The following is a 15,215-nucleotide window of genomic DNA, read 5'->3' as shown; positions in this document are numbered from 1 at the left end:
ATTACTTGGCCCCCTCGACCAGTGCGATGTAGGATGCAGGCTCCAAGCTCGCTCCCCCAACAAGTGCACCGTCAATATCAGCTTGACCCATGTACTCAGCTACGTTATTAGGCTTCACGCTGCCGCCGTATTGAATGCGAACCGCATCAGCAGTCGCTTGATCATAAAGACCAGCAACAACGCTGCGGATATAACCGATAACATCTTGTGCATCCTCGGAAGTAGAAGATTTGCCAGTACCGATAGCCCAGATTGGCTCATAAGCGATAACAACTTCAGCTGCTTGTGCTGCAGATAGGCCAACAAAAGCCGCTTCCGTTTGCACTTTGCATACTTCTTTTGTTTGTCCAGCTTCGCGCTCTTCCAGCTTCTCGCCTACACAAACGATAGGAAGCAAGCCATTTTTGAAGGAAGCATGAACCTTCTTGTTTACGATCTCATCTGATTCCGCGAAATAAGCGCGGCGCTCGGAGTGACCGATAATTACGTATTTCACACCAAGATCCTTCAGCATAACGCCGCTGATTTCACCTGTGAATGCACCGTTGTCTTCAAAATGTACGTTTTGTGCTCCAATAGCAATCGACGTACCTTTTGCAGCTTCAACAAGTGCCGGAAGTGTTGTGTATGGCGCGCAGATCACGCTCTCTACACCTGCAACTTCAGCTTTACCTTTAATTTCGGAGAAAAATGTTACAGCCTCGGATACCGTTTTAAACATTTTCCAGTTACCTGCAATAATCGGTGTTCTGTTGCTCATGCGTAATCCTCCTCAAATCTATATAGTTGGGTAAATGTATTATTTATCGTTAAGAGCAACTACGCCTGGAAGCACTTTGCCTTCCATAAACTCTAGGGAAGCGCCGCCGCCTGTCGAGATGAAGTCCATTTTGTCAGCTAGGTGGAATTTCTCAGCTGCTGCTGCGGAATCGCCGCCGCCAATTACAGTATAGCCAGCTGTTTCTGCGCAAGCGCGAGCAACGGCTTGTGTACCATGGGAGAATGGCTCGATTTCGAATACACCCATAGGTCCGTTCCATACAACCAGCTTGGAGTTTTTGATCACATCAGCATAAAGTTCACGTGTTTTAGGACCGATGTCGATACCTTCCCAATCAGCAGGGATGCTGTCAACGTCAACGATTTGCGTGTTAGCGTTAGCGCTGAAATCGTCAGTTACAACGATATCAACTGGGATCAAGAAGTTTTTGCCTAGTTTTTTCGCTTTTTCCATGAACTCGAGAGCCAAATCAAGCTTGCTGTTGTCTACAAGCGATTTGCCGATTTCATGACCTTGTGCTTTGAAGAATGTATAAGACAAGCCGCCGCCAATGATGACATTGTCAGCAATTTCAAGCATTTTATCGATTACAGCGATTTTGTCTTTAACTTTCGAACCGCCAACGATTGCTGTGAAAGGACGCTCTGGGTTGTTAAGCGCTTTGCCTAGTACTTCAAGCTCTCTCTCCATAAGAAGGCCTGATACAGCTGGCAAAATGTGTGCAATGCCTTCTGTCGAAGCGTGAGCGCGGTGAGCAGCGCCGAATGCATCGTTTACGAACAGGTCAGCAAGTTTTGCAAAAGCTTTCGCTAGTTCTGGATCGTTTTTCTCTTCGCCTTCATAGAAACGTACGTTTTCAAGCAATAGCACATCACCGTTGTTTAGTGCAGCAACTTGTGCTTCGACAGCTTCACCGATAGCTTCGTTCGCTTTCGTTACTTGCTTGCCTAGCAGCTCAGATAGACGTGCTGCGGAAGCTGTGTGGCGAAGCTCTTCTACTACTTGACCGTTTGGACGTCCAAGATGGCTTGCAAGAATAACTTTTGCGCCTTTTTCGATCAAAAAGTTGATTGTAGGAAGCGTTTCACGAATACGTTTGTCATCCGTAATTTTTCCATCTTCAAGCGGCACGTTAAAATCAACGCGAACAAATACTCGTTTACCAGCTAGTTCTGCAACATCACGTACACTTTTCTTATTCATCTATGAAGCCTCCCGAAAATGTGTTATGGAAAGGTATAACGGTAGAATACAAAAAAAAGAAGGGCGTTCCTTCAAAGAAGAAACGCCCCCATGACTTACGACTCTAGAAGCCGCAAATCAAAAACCTTAGCTCCGCATGCGCGGTATGCTGCGGTCTTTAGTCCGTCTTCTTTGCTTACAGACCTTTGCTAGCAATGTAAGCAGCAAGATCAACTACGCGGTTAGAGTAGCCCCACTCGTTGTCGTACCATGAAATAACTTTAACCATGTTGCCTTCAACAACCATAGTCGAAAGACCATCAATTGTAGAAGAAGCAGGATCAGTGTTGTAGTCGCTAGATACAAGCGGCAATTCGTTGTAGTTCATGATGCCTTTAAGAGCGCCTTCTGAAGCTTCTTTGAATGCAGCGTTAACTTCTTCAACAGTTACATTAACTTTAAGCTCAGCAACAAGGTCAGTTACGGAAACGTTAGGCGTAGGAACACGCATAGCCATACCGTTCAATTTACCTTTAAGCTCTGGAAGAACTAGTGAAACAGCTTTCGCTGCGCCAGTTGAAGAAGGAATGATGTTCTCAGCAGCTGCGCGAGCACGACGCAAGTCTTTGTGAGGAACGTCAAGAACGGATTGGTCATTTGTGTATGAGTGAATTGTAGTCATCATACCTTTAACGATTCCGAATTTGTCGTTCAATACTTTTGCGAAAGGAGCAAGGCAGTTCGTTGTGCAAGAAGCGTTGGAAATAATGGTGTGTGCCGCAGCGTCGTATTTATCTTCGTTAACGCCGATAACCACTGTAATATCTTCGTTCGTTGCAGGTGCGGAGATGATAACTTTTTTAGCGCCGCCTTGCAAGTGAAGCTCAGCTTTTTCTTTCGCTGTGAAAATACCAGTTGATTCAACTACGATTTCAACGCCTACCGAACTCCAAGGAAGGTCTGCAGGGTTGCGCTCTGCGAATACTTTGATTTCGCGGCCATTTACGATAAGCGCGCCTTCTTTAGCTTCTACAGTACCGTCAAGTTGACCGTGTGTTGTATCGTATTTCAGAAGATGTGCCAGTGTTGCAGTATCCGTAAGATCATTTACTGCCACGATTTGAACATCAGGGTTGTTCAGTGCTGCGCGGAATACGTTACGGCCGATGCGACCAAAACCATTAATACCAACTTTAACCATTTTTGTTTCCTCCTAAGCGTTTTTAAAAGATTTATGAATATATTTCAAGACATTTTGCAGGTATGCCTTAACAGCAATTTGCAAATTGTCATGATTCCTTATTGCCTTCTTCTTGACTGTGCTTCTCTTGATCGATCAAAGCTACGATTTCAAGTGCCGCTGCTTCATCCGTTACGAGTACATCATTGTGTCCAAAGCGCATCACTGCCGCTATAGCCTCGCCTTTGCTCTTGCCGCCAGCAACACCTATAACAACTTCAGTTTTAACAATATCCTCGAGCCGTAACCCCACCGTTTGCATTTTGTGCACGACAGCGCCTTTTCGGTCAAAATAAAACCCGAACGACTCCGCCAAAGCACCCTCAGCTTCCATAGCATCAATAACTTCACGCTCTAGCCGCCTGCGTCTTGCCATAACCATAGCATCTCCGATACCATGTACAACGATGCGAGCACTGCGGATGACATCCACAATTTCTCGAATGTTCGGCTCCTGCATAATAGATGCAAAAGCTTCCTCTCCCAGATGATCCGGCACATGTAGAAGTCTATACTGCGCTCCTGTACGCTTAGCCATCATGGAAGCAATCGTATTCGCTTGGTAATCCAAGCTCTCCCCTAGACCGCCTCTAGCCGGTACGAACAAGTTCGTATTCAGCTGAGAAGAACTAATCAGTTGATTCGACAGCTGTGCAATCGTCGTTCCGCCTGTTACAGCTACAACGTCGTTAGGCTGCATTACCTTGATAAGCACCTGACATCCCGCACGTCCAAGCTCTCGCTTTGTTTGGGCAGAGACTTCCGAATCGCCAGCAACTATAATGACCTGCGATAGGCCGTAGTGGCTGCGAATCGTTTCCTCCAGTTCGGATAGTCCGAACATTGTCTTGTAGAATGGCTCAAGCTGCTCTAATAGAAGCTTGCCTGAATCGCTAATCCGCATGCCTCCCGAATGAATCTCGAGCAACCCCTGCGTCTTTAGAAAATCGGTCTCTGCCCGAAGCATACGCTCCGTCATCGATAATACAGAAGCCAACGTTCGACGTCCGATTAAATCCGATACCATTACTTGATGCAAAATCGAATATCGTTTCTTCATGACCTCTAGCAGATCAGGCACAAGCTGCTGCTGCAGTTCAATGATCTGACGCATTTCTCATCCTTCACTCCATCGGCCTATAGCGTATTCGGTTCAAAATACGTTGGACTCAATATGTCCCGCGGTATCATTTCAAGTCCCACCTTTAGTTTATCGGAAATAACCGATTGTAGCAATAGCCGATTATCAATTGGAAACGGTTTCCGACGCATTTTTAACAAATTTAATTTTTGAACATCGCTTGCTTTAAAATCTTTAATATCATATAATCATTTTTGCGACTATTTTCTTACAGAAGCAGATAGCAGCAACAGCAGCTTTTCCTTATGCGCCCGTGGTCCAATGGATATGACGCAGCCCTCCGAAGGCTGAGATCTAGGTTCGATTCCTTGCGGGCGCGCCATTACTTTTTATTATCGCAAGTTCAAACTCTATATTGATACACACGAACCGTTCCTATACGCTGGAACGTTTTTTTTATTTTAAGCAACACCCAAGTGATTAATCTCCCGCTACAACATCCAACCTATGCCTCATGGAAAACACTCCAAATTGCGCTTGTATATTTCATCCAATCCACTTCAAACCCATTTTTTTCGTATACGCAGCAAGGGAATTACAGACCTGTTTGACTATCTTTGACTTTTGACTTTTCATCCGTTATTATGAGAATACGATTTAACCATTCATTGTTTTTTAGGAGGGGGCTTACGTTGGATATGAATTTCGTTCCTATGGTTATTGAGCAAAACAATCGGGGTGAGCGTGCGTATGACATTTACTCTCGCCTACTGAAAGATCGCATTATTTTTCTAGGATCAGGTGTAAACGACGTGGTGGCAAACTCCATCATCGCTCAATTGTTATTCCTGGCGGCAGACGACCCTGAGAAGGACATTTCTCTTTATATTAACAGCCCGGGCGGCTCAATTACGGCAGGCATGGCTATTTACGATACGATGCAATATATTAAACCTGATGTATCTACGATTTGTGTAGGTATGGCTGCTTCTATGGGTGCTTTCTTGCTTACTGCAGGTGCAATTGGCAAACGTTATGCGCTTCCGAACAGCGAAGTCATGATCCATCAGCCACTTGGCGGTGCAGAAGGCCAAGCAAGCGATATCGCCATTCGTGCGAAACGCATTATCGGCATGCGCGACAAGCTGAACGGTATTTTGGCAGAGCGCAGTGGACAATCGCTTGAACGTATCGAGAAAGATACAGACCGCGATTACTTCATGAGTGCAGCAGAAGCCAAAGAATATGGCTTGGTTGATAAAGTAATTGAGAAACTCGCATAATTCATTCCGCTAGGTCATAGGTTTGAACGCAAAAAAGAGCAAGTTCGGATTCATCCGAGCCTGCTCTTTTTTTTAGTGCAAACACATTCGTAAGATTATTGTACATTCCATATAAAAAAAGAGCTGCCGCCGCAAGCTCATAATGAACCTGCGTGACTTCTCTCCTTCTTCATTATTGGTTCTCCAGCTCTTCTTTGCTTACCAAAGCGACTAAAGCGTTTACAGCCTGTTCTGCGTCCGAACCCTCGGCACTAATGGATACTTCAGTGCCAGAACTGATAGCCAAACTCATAATACCCATTATGGATTTAGCATTTACTTTTTTGTCGTCTTTCTCTACAAATACTTCGGAGGAAAATTTGTTCGCTTCTTGTACGAATAATGCTGCTGGTCTTGCATGTAGTCCAGTCTTAAGACGAACAACAACCGGAAGCCTTGTCATGGAAACCATACCCCCTATATTTTTCTCAATCATTAGCATGCGGCAAAAGCTTATACGGCTCTGTTTGCCGTCTTCTGGCTGCAAAAGCTCGTTTCCGGACAAAGATAAGATGTGTAAGTATCAATGCTGCTTATTCTTATCTTTAAAAATTGCGTCATTTTAAATTATTATATCATTATACCAGCTGATGCACTAGGATAAAAGTTCAGACACCGCGGATTTTTTCCGCAAGTGCGTCGATTTTGCGCAAACGATGGTTTACGCCCGACTTACTGACCTTTCCTCCGAGCATTTCGCCGACCTCAGTCAAATTCATATCCGGATGCTGAAGCCTTATCTCAGCTACTTCCTTCAGCTTATCAGGCAAGCTATCCAGTCCTACTTCACGTTGAAGCAGCTTAATGTTCTCGATCTGACGAACAGCTGCACCGATCGTTTTATTTAGATTGGCCGTTTCGCAGTTTACGATCCGGTTTACTGAATTGCGCATGTCGCGCATGATTCGAACATCTTCAAACTTGAACAGAGCTTGGTGCGCACCAATAATATTGAGGAGCTCAATTATTTTCTCGCCCTCTTTGATGTAGAAGATAAATCCCTTTTTTCGCTCAATGCATCTCGCGTTAAGATCAAATTTGTTCGCAAGGTCAACTAACGACTCACAATGCTCTTGGTACATCGAAGAGATTTCCAAATGATAAGATGAACCTTCTGGATTGTTAACCGATCCGCCAGCAAGAAACGCACCCCGTAGATAGGAGCGTTTGCAGCAAGGCTTGCGAATGATTTCCTTATCGATGCCTAAATTGAACATAAAACCTTCCGATACAATTTTGAGCTCGCTTAATATTTCCTGAACTCTAGCCGGTATACGGACAATATACACGTTGTTTTTTTTCAATCTCATCTTTTTACGGACAAGCAGTTCTACATGCACATCATAATGTTTTTTGAGCAGGGAATAAATCCTTCTGGCAATCGCGGCATTTTCCGTTGAGATGTCCAAAACGACTTTGCGGCTAGATACGCTAACCGAACCATTCATCCGTATGAGTGCAGATAGCTCCGCTATCTCACAGCAGCTGTCCGCTTCAATTAATGTCAGCTCTTTCTTTGTTTGGGCCGCAAATGACATTGTGTATCACCTCTTTCGTAACATCCAGTTCTCTACCAGCTTATAAATATGATGGCTTAAGCGTTCGGCATCATGCCGAAGAAAAGTGCGAAACAATACTAGCCGATCCGCAATGACTTCATAACCCTTTTGCGTAACTGCATCTAAATCCAAATGGACGGCCTTTGCGCCAAGCTCAGCATATCTGCTTTCGATTTGCGGCGGAATTTCGCCGTCATTTACAATGACATAATCGAATAGATGTTGACCGATATGAGCATGAATGGCATCAAGGTGATCGCCTACCGAATAATTATCAGTTTCCCCAGGCTGGGTCATAACATTACATACAAATAATTTTACGGCTTCTGATTCCACGATGGCAGTTGCCAGTTTAGGAACTAGCAAGTTTGGAATAATACTTGTATATAAGCTGCCCGGTCCAATCAATATAGCATCGGCCTGTTCAATGGCCTCGACTGCCTCTCGCAGCGGTTCGACATCGGCTGGTTCCAAAAACACTCGTTTAATGACCTTGCCAGCTTTCGGAATCATGGATTCCCCTGTGACAATGCTGCCATCAGCCATTTCCGCTTTAAGTACGATAGCCTGATTCGCTGCGGGCAGAACCCGTCCTCGAACCGCTAACACACGGCTCAGCTCACGAATCCCAGTTACAAAGTCGCCGGATATATCGGTCATTGCTGCCAGCATAAGATTGCCAAGGCTGTGGCCTGCAAGTCCCGGTACCGTTTTGAAACGATACTGAAGAACCTCAGTCAGCAGCGGCTCAGCATCCGCTAATGCCATAAGTACGTTCCGAATGTCACCCGGAGGCGGAATTTGCAGCTCATTGCGTAAAATGCCTGAGCTCCCGCCATCATCGGCAACCGTAACAATCGCGGTAATATCGAGCGGCTTCTCCTTAAGACCTCGCAGCATAACAGAGAGACCTGTACCGCCGCCAATTACGACGATTTTAGGCCGTCTCATTATCTTGTGTCTACTTTGCATTTTCTCACCTCGTCAATGCTTGTCACGTTCGGCATCGCGATGGCTGACACGCACACGTTCCGTATCACTGCTGCCGAGCATGCGTCCCAAATATTCTGCTATAGCAACGGAACGATGCTTACCGCCAGTACAGCCAATACCGATAACAACCTGACTTTTCCCTTCCTTACGATAAAGCGGAATAAGGAATTGCAACATATCCAGCAGCTTCGTTAGAAATTGCTGAGTTTCAGGCCATTTCATAACGTATTCATATACATCGGGATTTTGACCGGTATTTGGGCGCAGATGCTCGACATAATGCGGATTAGGCAAGAAACGAACATCATAGATCAAATCCGCATCGATAGGAATGCCATATTTAAAGCCAAAGGAAGTTACATTTATCGACAAGCTGTTTTGCTCTAGGTGTGTAAAATGAGAAATAATACGTTCCTTCAATTGTGCTGGTTTCAAAATACTCGTATCAATAACCTGTGATGCCCAGCCCTTTAAATCTTCAAGCAGGCGACGTTCGTTGCGAATGCCCTCAAGCGGCATGCCCTCAGGCGCCAGCGGATGACGACGTCGGCTTTCCTTATAGCGCTGAACCAAGACAGAATCAGTTGCATCCAAAAATAAGATTTCACAGCTAATCGTATAATGCTCCTTGATATAGGCCAACGACTCCGAAAGCGCCGTGAAAAATTCACGCCCGCGCAAATCGATAACAAGCGCAACGTTGCCGATTTTACCGTTCGACTGATCGATCAACTCTGCAAATTTAGGAATAAGAACGGGCGGCAGATTATCTACGCAGAAGAAACCGAGATCCTCCAGGCTTTGGACAGCAATGGTCTTGCCCGCGCCAGACATCCCGGTTATTATGACAAGCTTTGCTACTGCTGCTGTCGTTTCCATGAATAAACCTCCTAAAGACTTTGCGAATGCAAAGTCACTTCGTAAGGATACACTTAGACTTTGCGAATGCAAAGTCACTTCGTAAGGATATGCTTAAGGTTTGCTAGGGCAAACCTACTTCGTAAGGATACGCATAAGGTTTGCGAACGCAAACCTACTTCGTAAGAATAGGTTAAGACTTTGCAGATGCAAAGTCTCTTCGTCATTTACAACTATGAAATTAACCTCTTAGAATAAGGCCAGCTGCGCCTACAACGCCAGCGTTGTTGCCTAGTGTTGCCGCTACGATTTGCACATTTTCTTTCGCTTGATCCTGTGTATACTTGTCGAATACTTCACGAATTTGCTCGAATAAAAATTCTCCAGCCTTCGAAACGCCGCCGCCAATGATGAAATATTGCGGATTCAATACAATAGCGATCATCGCCATTGATTTACCCAAATAATAAGCAGCACGGTTTACGATGCGAGTTGCTACTTCGTCTCCTGCTTTAGCCGCATCAAGAACATCCTTCGCCATAATATCCTCAACAAGTGAAAGCGATGTACGATCGCCGCGTTCAACCGCATCCTTTGCCATACGGATAATACCTGTTGCAGAGGATACCGTTTCCAAGCAGCCAATTTTGCCGCAGCCGCATACAATAGCTTCAAGATCAGGCACGATAGCCATATGACCAAGCTCGCCAGCCATACCCATAGAGCCTTCAACGATTTTACCATCTATAATAATGCCGCCGCCTACGCCTGTGCCGAGCGTGTAGCATACGCAGTGCGCGATGCCTTTGCCCGCTCCGCCCCAAGCTTCGCCTAGTGCAGCAACATTCGCATCATTATTAACTTTAACTGTCTTATTCAGCTCTTGCTCCAAATAAGCCTTAAGATTGACGTTCTCGATTTTTAAGTTTGGTGCAAATTTCACAATTCCGTTTGGAATATCTAAGAAACCAGCAATACCAACGCCTACCCCGTCAACTTGCTCCCAATCATAGTCCGATTCCACTACGATTTGTTGTGCATATTTCGCAATATTTTGAAGGATAGTGTCCGTTCCTTTACTCGCCTCCGTCGGCCCCTCGTACGTCTGGAGCAATTGCCCATCCGAATTACAAATACCTACTTTAATAGCAGTTCCGCCGACATCGACTCCAACGTAAATCTTCTCAGACATCACTAGTCCACCTCATCAATATGTTAATCTTCTCTTGTAACACTATAAGCGACCTTCATCCTCTGGTCAAGATAGAGGAATACTGGCAAATCAACCATTCTGGGCTTGGAAAAAACGCCTTCAGCATTTAATGAAAAAGCTATACCTTCAAGCATGTCGCTCTGCTGGTATAGCCCCTTCTTTATCTTATGTTGCAACTCGTCAAGTATTAAAGCGATTTGCTCCAGTCATGCGTAATTGCACCCTCCAAATATCTTTCACAATCCAGTGCAGCCATACAACCGCTGCCTGCTGCTGTAATTGCTTGACGATATTTGCTGTCTTGAACATCTCCACAAGCGAACACGCCCGGTACATTCGTTTCAGATGTACCTGGTTTTACAACAATGTAACCATGATCGTCTGTATCGATTTGACCTGCTAGGAATTTCGTGTTTGGCGTATGGCCGATAGCGATAAAGATTCCGTCTGTCTCAATAACATCCTCTTCACCTGTCTCGTTGTCACGAACTTTAAGTCCAGTAACACCCATGCCAGTTGCTACAACCTCAACCGGTGTGCGGTTTAAGCTCCAGCTGATTTTCTCGTTCTCACGAGCGCGATCCTGCATGATTTTTGATGCGCGAAGCTCATCACGACGGTTAACAAGCTCTACGTTTGAAGCAAAACGAGTAAGGAAGTTTGCTTCCTCCATCGCAGAGTCGCCGCCGCCCACTACGATAATTTTTTTACCGCGGAAGAAGAAGCCATCGCAAGTTGCGCAAGTGCTTACGCCTCGGCCAACGTTTTCTTTCTCGCCTGGAATGCCGAGGTATCTAGCCGATGCACCAGTAGAAATAATGATGCTCTCCCCAACAAGCTCGCCATGGCCTTCCACTTGAAGCTTGAATGGACGCTCTGACATATCCACGCTATTAACCCAACCCGTAATAAACTTAGCGCCAAAGCGCTCCGCTTGCTTACGCATGTTTTCCATCAGCTCAGGACCCATAATCCCTTCCGGGAAACCAGGGAAATTCTCAACCTCTGTTGTTGTCGTCAATTGACCGCCCGGTTCTGGACCTTCAATAATGAGTGGGCTCATGTTAGCGCGAGCCAAATAAATAGCTGCTGTAAGCCCCGCAGGACCAGTACCGATAATAATTGATTTGTACATAAGCTTCACCTCGTAAAAGTTTATTCGTCCTGTAATTCTTGCGTAAAGAAGACGGAACTCATCGACTTCATCTTTTCTTTGATGCCGCAAACTTCATCAATAATCTTGACGTTCTTGCTGACTGTCGCAATAGATGTACCGTATCTGGTGGAAACCTCGTGATAGGAGATAGCACGACGATGCATTTTTGCAGTTAAATATTCTAATGCGGCCGCCCAGCTCTCCGGCTTCGTAAGCTTCGGAGCATCTGGATATACTCGCGTCAAAAATTCCACCCATAAGGTCATCAAATCATGCTGCTGAACCAAATCATACTGCTTGCTCATGCGATCAAGAGCGATATCTGCAACAGCCTGCCATTTATCTTCCCATACAGGCAGACTTGAAGGGACCCTGTTCGGCTCAATGACCGTTTCTTTGCCTTCCAGCACCACATGTAAAGGCTCTTGTACGCCCATCGTTCGGAGTACAAAGATGGCAATCCGTTTTAAATAATCATCCTCTTCCTTCTCGAGCAAAAATGTCTGAAGAACATCCTTCACTTCGCTGTCGGCGATCATCCCTAGAGCCTGAATAACCTGCAGCTTCGTGTCCTGATCACCATGACGCAGCGCCCAGAAGAACGACGAACGTACTAGCGGATCGCGCTTAAGATGATCGGGAATGCCATCGGAAGATTTCTCCCATAGCTTAAACTGCTCTTCAAACGGCAAATGATAGTGATAGCTGATGGCAGCCGTCTGCTGCCCGCTTCGTACCAGCTCAAGCTGCTCCATATAATAAAGAGGAATGCTTGATTTTGGATCGAGCTTGATTGTCTGCTTCCATAGGCGCTCTGCTTCCTGCAAACGTCCGATATTGCAAGCTGCAACAGCCGCGTAATGATACAGGCTTGGATCCTGAGTGAGCTCTGAGTCTTTGAGAAGTCTGGTGAAATGCTTATAAGCAGCACCATGCTCTCCTAAGATGCCCATTGTTGTTGCCAGTTTAAACACATGCTCTTGATGGAACGGTACCGTCTTCGCAAGCAGCTCAACAAGCGGCTTCAAGCTTTTTTCATCGTTCTTGTGCTGATAAAAAATAGCAAGGTTGCACAGCGCATGCAGGTTGCCCGCTTCAAGATCAAGCACTTCATGGATCGTATCCATCGCTTTATCGAACATGCCCATATAGTAGTAGGCCAATGCCAAATTATTTCGAGCAGCTAAAAAATCTGGCTGTCCTTCGATAATTTTCTCCAAAATGCGCACAGCCTCAGTGAATTTACCTTCCTCCAGCAGCGTGCGCGCCAAATCATGCTCGACCATGCCTTCACGAGACTTAATGTTGGTTAGACGAGTAGGACGCTCCAGTTCAAAATGCAGTAGATCCATCATATCTTCCGCTTCATCCAGAAACTGTCCTTCGGAGTCCTCTTCCAAATATCGAATAAGCGAGCCTTCGGCTGCTTCATATTGTTCTAAATTAGCAAAATTGTTCGCCATATAGAAATGGCACTCCGTCATCGTCGGATCAAGCTCATCTACAATCCAACCGAGGATTTTATTCGATTCCTCATAGTTGCCCATTTCAGAAAGAATGCCGGCCATATTACAATGGTTTACCGGATTCTCCGGCTCGTATTCGACGGCGCGACGAAAATATTTAAGTGCCTTGTCATAATGGAGCCGATCAAGCGATCGAACCGCACGTTCGAAAAAAAACGTAGCGTCCCATTGAACCGGTATGACTTTCGTCTGTTGATCTACGGCAACTCGTTTCTTTTCTTTCACCCGCAAGGCACCTCCCGTTACTTCCGATTTTATACGATTATACCATAGCAATACCCCTGAGAACATGAAAGAATATGTGGGAAAATCGCGGATGGCAAATACACCACCCGCGATTTCCCGCGGCATTACTATTCATTTCGTTAGTTCTGCATTCCATTTGAACGTTTAGACACCATTGCTTTTGAACAATGTGCTAATAGAGCCGCCCTCCAAAATAATGCGTGTTGCTTCTGCAAGCAACGGCGCAACGGAAAGCACCTTGAAGCGTTCAGGAGTCGATTCCGGCAAGCTGATTGAGTCTGTTACGATGACTTCTCTAATATTGGGATGATCCAAACGCTCAATGGCAGAGCCGGAGAATAACGGATGCGTTGCGCATACAAATACATCCTCAGCGCCGCGCTCCTTCAAGCTTTCCACAACGTTAACAATCGTAGATCCCGTATCGATGAGATCCTCGATAATAATCGGAGTTTGACCTTCGACATCACCGATAACATGTGTGATAACTGATTCATTATGCGCAGGGCGTTTCTTGATCATAATCGCAAACGATGTATCCAAGTAGTTCGCTAGCTTCTCAGCAGTTGAAGCACGTCCTGCATCCGGCGATACAACAACCGGGTTCTTGATGTTTTTCGACTTCAAATAATCGCTGATTAAATCTAGCGCAGTCATATGATCGACTGGAATGTTGAAGAAGCCTTGAATAGCTGGAGCATGTAGGTCGATTGTAATCACTCGGTTCGCTCCTACTGTCGTGAGCACATCCGCCAGCATTTTCGCTGAAATCGGCTCCCGAGGTGCTGCTTTGCGCTCCTGACGCGCATAACCGTAATAAGGCATGATGATGTTGACCGTTCTTGCGGAAGCACGCTTCGCCGCATCAATCATAACAAGCAATTCGACAAAATGCTCGTTGATTGGATGTGAGAATGATTGTACGAGAAATACATCGCAATTCCGAATCGTTTCCTCGTAATGCACGTAAATCTCTCCGCTTTTAAAACGGGACATCTTGATCGCACCTAGCGTCAGACCAAGCTCTGCACTAATTTTCTGAGCCAATACCGGATTAGACGAACCCGAAAAAATACGCACCTTGTCGCTTAACATGATACCCTCCTGAGCGTTAAAACCAATTAATTTGACGGAACAAGTACTCGTCTTTGCCGGATCATTCGACAAAGCTTATTTGATCATCTATATTATACATGGAATTTACGATATTTCAAAAATCAATCATCACTAATTTTCGACAATTAAATGTCGCAAGCTGCTTAAAGCCAACTTCTTTGAGCAAATCGTACGCTTGATCCAAATATTGGCCTAGTCTTTCAGGCTGGTGAGCATCCGAACCAACCGTCAGCGGAATACCTAGTTCCAGTGCATATTCCAGCATTCTACGGCTCGGAAACATCTCTGCTGCAGGTGTGCGAAGGCCCGATGCGTTGAGCTCAATCGCAAGTCCATGCTTCTTGACTGCCTCTAGTGCAGCGTTCTCCAAATGGGTAACATTTTCCTCCGGCTGAAAGCCAAAACGCTTGATGACATCAATATGTCCAATGTAGTCATAGAACCCGCTTGCGGCTGCTTTGCCCACGGCTGCGTAGTACTGTTCGTATACAGCCATACGATTGCGGCCTTCCCAGCCTCCCGTTTGCCGGAAATCGGTAATGTCCCACTCCTCAAGAAAATGAACAGAGCCAATCACATAGTCCCAAGGGTACGCGTTCACGATCGCAGCGATCTGCTCCTCGCTGCCCTCGATATAATCGCCTTCAAGCCCAACACGTATGTCGATTTGTCCCTTATACTTTTCCTTAAGCGCAAGGCATTCCTCCACATAACGCGGAAGCTCATCCATCGGCATAGCCATTTCCGGATAATAAGTCGCAGGGTCAACATGGAGCAGAGGCATATGATCGGAAAGGCCGAGCTGCACGAGTCCGATCTCTATGCCCTTCTTTACATATTCCTCTAGCTCTCCGACGGCATGACCACAGCGAGCATGATGCGTATGGTAATCGATAAACATGTGCGTACCGGCCTTTCTGCTGTCATTTATCATTCAGCTTC

Annotated in this window: 15 protein-coding genes and 1 tRNA gene; 2 read left to right on the top strand and 14 right to left on the bottom strand. The window is 45.7% G+C overall.

What is annotated here, in order from left to right:
- Position 1 precedes the first annotated feature (1 nt).
- The 4 genes from tpiA to AB4Z50_RS33710 all read right to left on the bottom strand — a co-directional run bounded on the left by tpiA (position 2) and on the right by AB4Z50_RS33710 (position 4,317).
- Entirely contained in the window at positions 2 to 760 is a 759-nt protein-coding gene (gene tpiA / locus AB4Z50_RS33725; protein ID WP_076270742.1) for a triose-phosphate isomerase, read from the bottom strand.
- A gap of 39 nt (positions 761 to 799) precedes the next feature.
- A complete protein-coding gene (locus tag AB4Z50_RS33720) occupies positions 800 to 1,984 on the bottom strand; it encodes a phosphoglycerate kinase (protein WP_430063728.1) in 1,185 nt (394 codons plus the stop codon).
- A gap of 175 nt (positions 1,985 to 2,159) precedes the next feature.
- Positions 2,160 to 3,164: a type I glyceraldehyde-3-phosphate dehydrogenase gene (gene gap, locus AB4Z50_RS33715; RefSeq protein WP_054025940.1), complete on the bottom strand. Its 1,005-nt coding sequence runs from the start codon at positions 3,162 to 3,164 to the stop codon at positions 2,160 to 2,162.
- An 88-nt stretch (positions 3,165 to 3,252) separates the two neighbouring features.
- The gene (locus AB4Z50_RS33710; protein WP_339206024.1) at positions 3,253 to 4,317 is read right to left on the bottom strand and encodes a sugar-binding transcriptional regulator; all 1,065 of its coding nucleotides are present in this window, start codon (positions 4,315 to 4,317) and stop codon (positions 3,253 to 3,255) included.
- A 274-nt stretch (positions 4,318 to 4,591) separates the two neighbouring features.
- Between AB4Z50_RS33710 and AB4Z50_RS33705 the strand changes: the two genes are divergently transcribed.
- Positions 4,592 to 4,666, top strand: a tRNA-Arg gene (locus tag AB4Z50_RS33705).
- A gap of 316 nt (positions 4,667 to 4,982) precedes the next feature.
- Positions 4,983 to 5,567, top strand: a complete 585-nt coding sequence (clpP, locus tag AB4Z50_RS33700) for an ATP-dependent Clp endopeptidase proteolytic subunit ClpP (protein WP_169091151.1) — start codon at positions 4,983 to 4,985, stop codon at positions 5,565 to 5,567.
- Between the two features lie 172 nt (positions 5,568 to 5,739).
- Here the strand turns inward: clpP and AB4Z50_RS33695 are convergent, their stop codons facing one another.
- The 10 genes from AB4Z50_RS33695 to hisJ form a co-directional block, all read right to left on the bottom strand.
- A complete protein-coding gene (locus AB4Z50_RS33695) occupies positions 5,740 to 6,009 on the bottom strand; it encodes an HPr family phosphocarrier protein (protein WP_028609180.1) in 270 nt (89 codons plus the stop codon).
- Between the two features lie 205 nt (positions 6,010 to 6,214).
- A complete protein-coding gene (gene whiA / locus AB4Z50_RS33690; RefSeq protein ID WP_076270746.1) occupies positions 6,215 to 7,144 on the bottom strand; it encodes a DNA-binding protein WhiA in 930 nt (309 codons plus the stop codon).
- A gap of 6 nt (positions 7,145 to 7,150) precedes the next feature.
- A complete protein-coding gene (locus tag AB4Z50_RS33685) occupies positions 7,151 to 8,116 on the bottom strand; it encodes a gluconeogenesis factor YvcK family protein (RefSeq protein WP_339206022.1) in 966 nt (321 codons plus the stop codon).
- Between the two features lie 33 nt (positions 8,117 to 8,149).
- Positions 8,150 to 9,037 carry an RNase adapter RapZ gene (gene rapZ / locus AB4Z50_RS33680; protein ID WP_076270748.1) on the bottom strand — a complete coding sequence of 296 codons (888 nt, stop codon included), beginning with the start codon at positions 9,035 to 9,037 and terminating at the stop codon, positions 8,150 to 8,152.
- Between the two features lie 220 nt (positions 9,038 to 9,257).
- Entirely contained in the window at positions 9,258 to 10,208 is a 951-nt protein-coding gene (locus AB4Z50_RS33675) for an ROK family glucokinase (RefSeq protein ID WP_339206020.1), read from the bottom strand.
- A 23-nt stretch (positions 10,209 to 10,231) separates the two neighbouring features.
- Positions 10,232 to 10,405, bottom strand: a complete 174-nt coding sequence (locus AB4Z50_RS33670) for a hypothetical protein (protein WP_441886398.1) — start codon at positions 10,403 to 10,405, stop codon at positions 10,232 to 10,234.
- 11 nt (positions 10,406 to 10,416) lie between these two features.
- The gene (gene trxB / locus AB4Z50_RS33665) at positions 10,417 to 11,364 is read right to left on the bottom strand and encodes a thioredoxin-disulfide reductase (protein ID WP_076270750.1); all 948 of its coding nucleotides are present in this window, start codon (positions 11,362 to 11,364) and stop codon (positions 10,417 to 10,419) included.
- Positions 11,365 to 11,384: 20 nt separating this feature from the next.
- Complete coding sequence (locus AB4Z50_RS33660; RefSeq protein WP_339206018.1) at positions 11,385 to 13,136, bottom strand: tetratricopeptide repeat protein; 1,752 nt, start codon at positions 13,134 to 13,136, stop codon at positions 11,385 to 11,387.
- A 165-nt stretch (positions 13,137 to 13,301) separates the two neighbouring features.
- A complete protein-coding gene (locus tag AB4Z50_RS33655) occupies positions 13,302 to 14,252 on the bottom strand; it encodes a ribose-phosphate diphosphokinase (protein WP_076270752.1) in 951 nt (316 codons plus the stop codon).
- A gap of 115 nt (positions 14,253 to 14,367) precedes the next feature.
- A complete protein-coding gene (hisJ, locus tag AB4Z50_RS33650; RefSeq protein ID WP_441886393.1) occupies positions 14,368 to 15,174 on the bottom strand; it encodes a histidinol-phosphatase HisJ in 807 nt (268 codons plus the stop codon).
- Positions 15,175 to 15,215 lie beyond the last annotated feature (41 nt).

Source organism: Paenibacillus sp. 2TAB26, from assembly GCF_052115145.1.
GTDB lineage: Bacteria > Bacillota > Bacilli > Paenibacillales > Paenibacillaceae > Pristimantibacillus.
This window is presented reverse-complemented; position numbering and strand designations above follow the sequence as displayed.

Bases quoted from the DNA above. Each gene is read 5' to 3' on its own strand.
- tpiA (WP_076270742.1), bottom strand. From the start codon at position 760: ATGAGCAACAGAACACCGATTATTGCAGGTAACTGGAAAATGTTTAAA.
- AB4Z50_RS33720 (WP_430063728.1), bottom strand. From the start codon at position 1,984: ATGAATAAGAAAAGTGTACGTGATGTTGCAGAACTAGCTGGTAAACGA.
- gap (WP_054025940.1), bottom strand. From the start codon at position 3,164: ATGGTTAAAGTTGGTATTAATGGTTTTGGTCGCATCGGCCGTAACGTA.
- AB4Z50_RS33710 (WP_339206024.1), bottom strand. From the start codon at position 4,317: ATGCGTCAGATCATTGAACTGCAGCAGCAGCTTGTGCCTGATCTGCTA.
- clpP (WP_169091151.1), top strand. From the start codon at position 4,983: ATGAATTTCGTTCCTATGGTTATTGAGCAAAACAATCGGGGTGAGCGT.
- AB4Z50_RS33695 (WP_028609180.1), bottom strand. From the start codon at position 6,009: ATGACAAGGCTTCCGGTTGTTGTTCGTCTTAAGACTGGACTACATGCA.
- whiA (WP_076270746.1), bottom strand. From the start codon at position 7,144: ATGTCATTTGCGGCCCAAACAAAGAAAGAGCTGACATTAATTGAAGCG.
- AB4Z50_RS33685 (WP_339206022.1), bottom strand. From the start codon at position 8,116: ATGAGACGGCCTAAAATCGTCGTAATTGGCGGCGGTACAGGTCTCTCT.
- rapZ (WP_076270748.1), bottom strand. From the start codon at position 9,037: ATGGAAACGACAGCAGCAGTAGCAAAGCTTGTCATAATAACCGGGATG.
- AB4Z50_RS33675 (WP_339206020.1), bottom strand. From the start codon at position 10,208: ATGTCTGAGAAGATTTACGTTGGAGTCGATGTCGGCGGAACTGCTATT.
- trxB (WP_076270750.1), bottom strand. From the start codon at position 11,364: ATGTACAAATCAATTATTATCGGTACTGGTCCTGCGGGGCTTACAGCA.
- AB4Z50_RS33655 (WP_076270752.1), bottom strand. From the start codon at position 14,252: ATGTTAAGCGACAAGGTGCGTATTTTTTCGGGTTCGTCTAATCCGGTA.
- hisJ (WP_441886393.1), bottom strand. From the start codon at position 15,174: ATGTTTATCGATTACCATACGCATCATGCTCGCTGTGGTCATGCCGTC.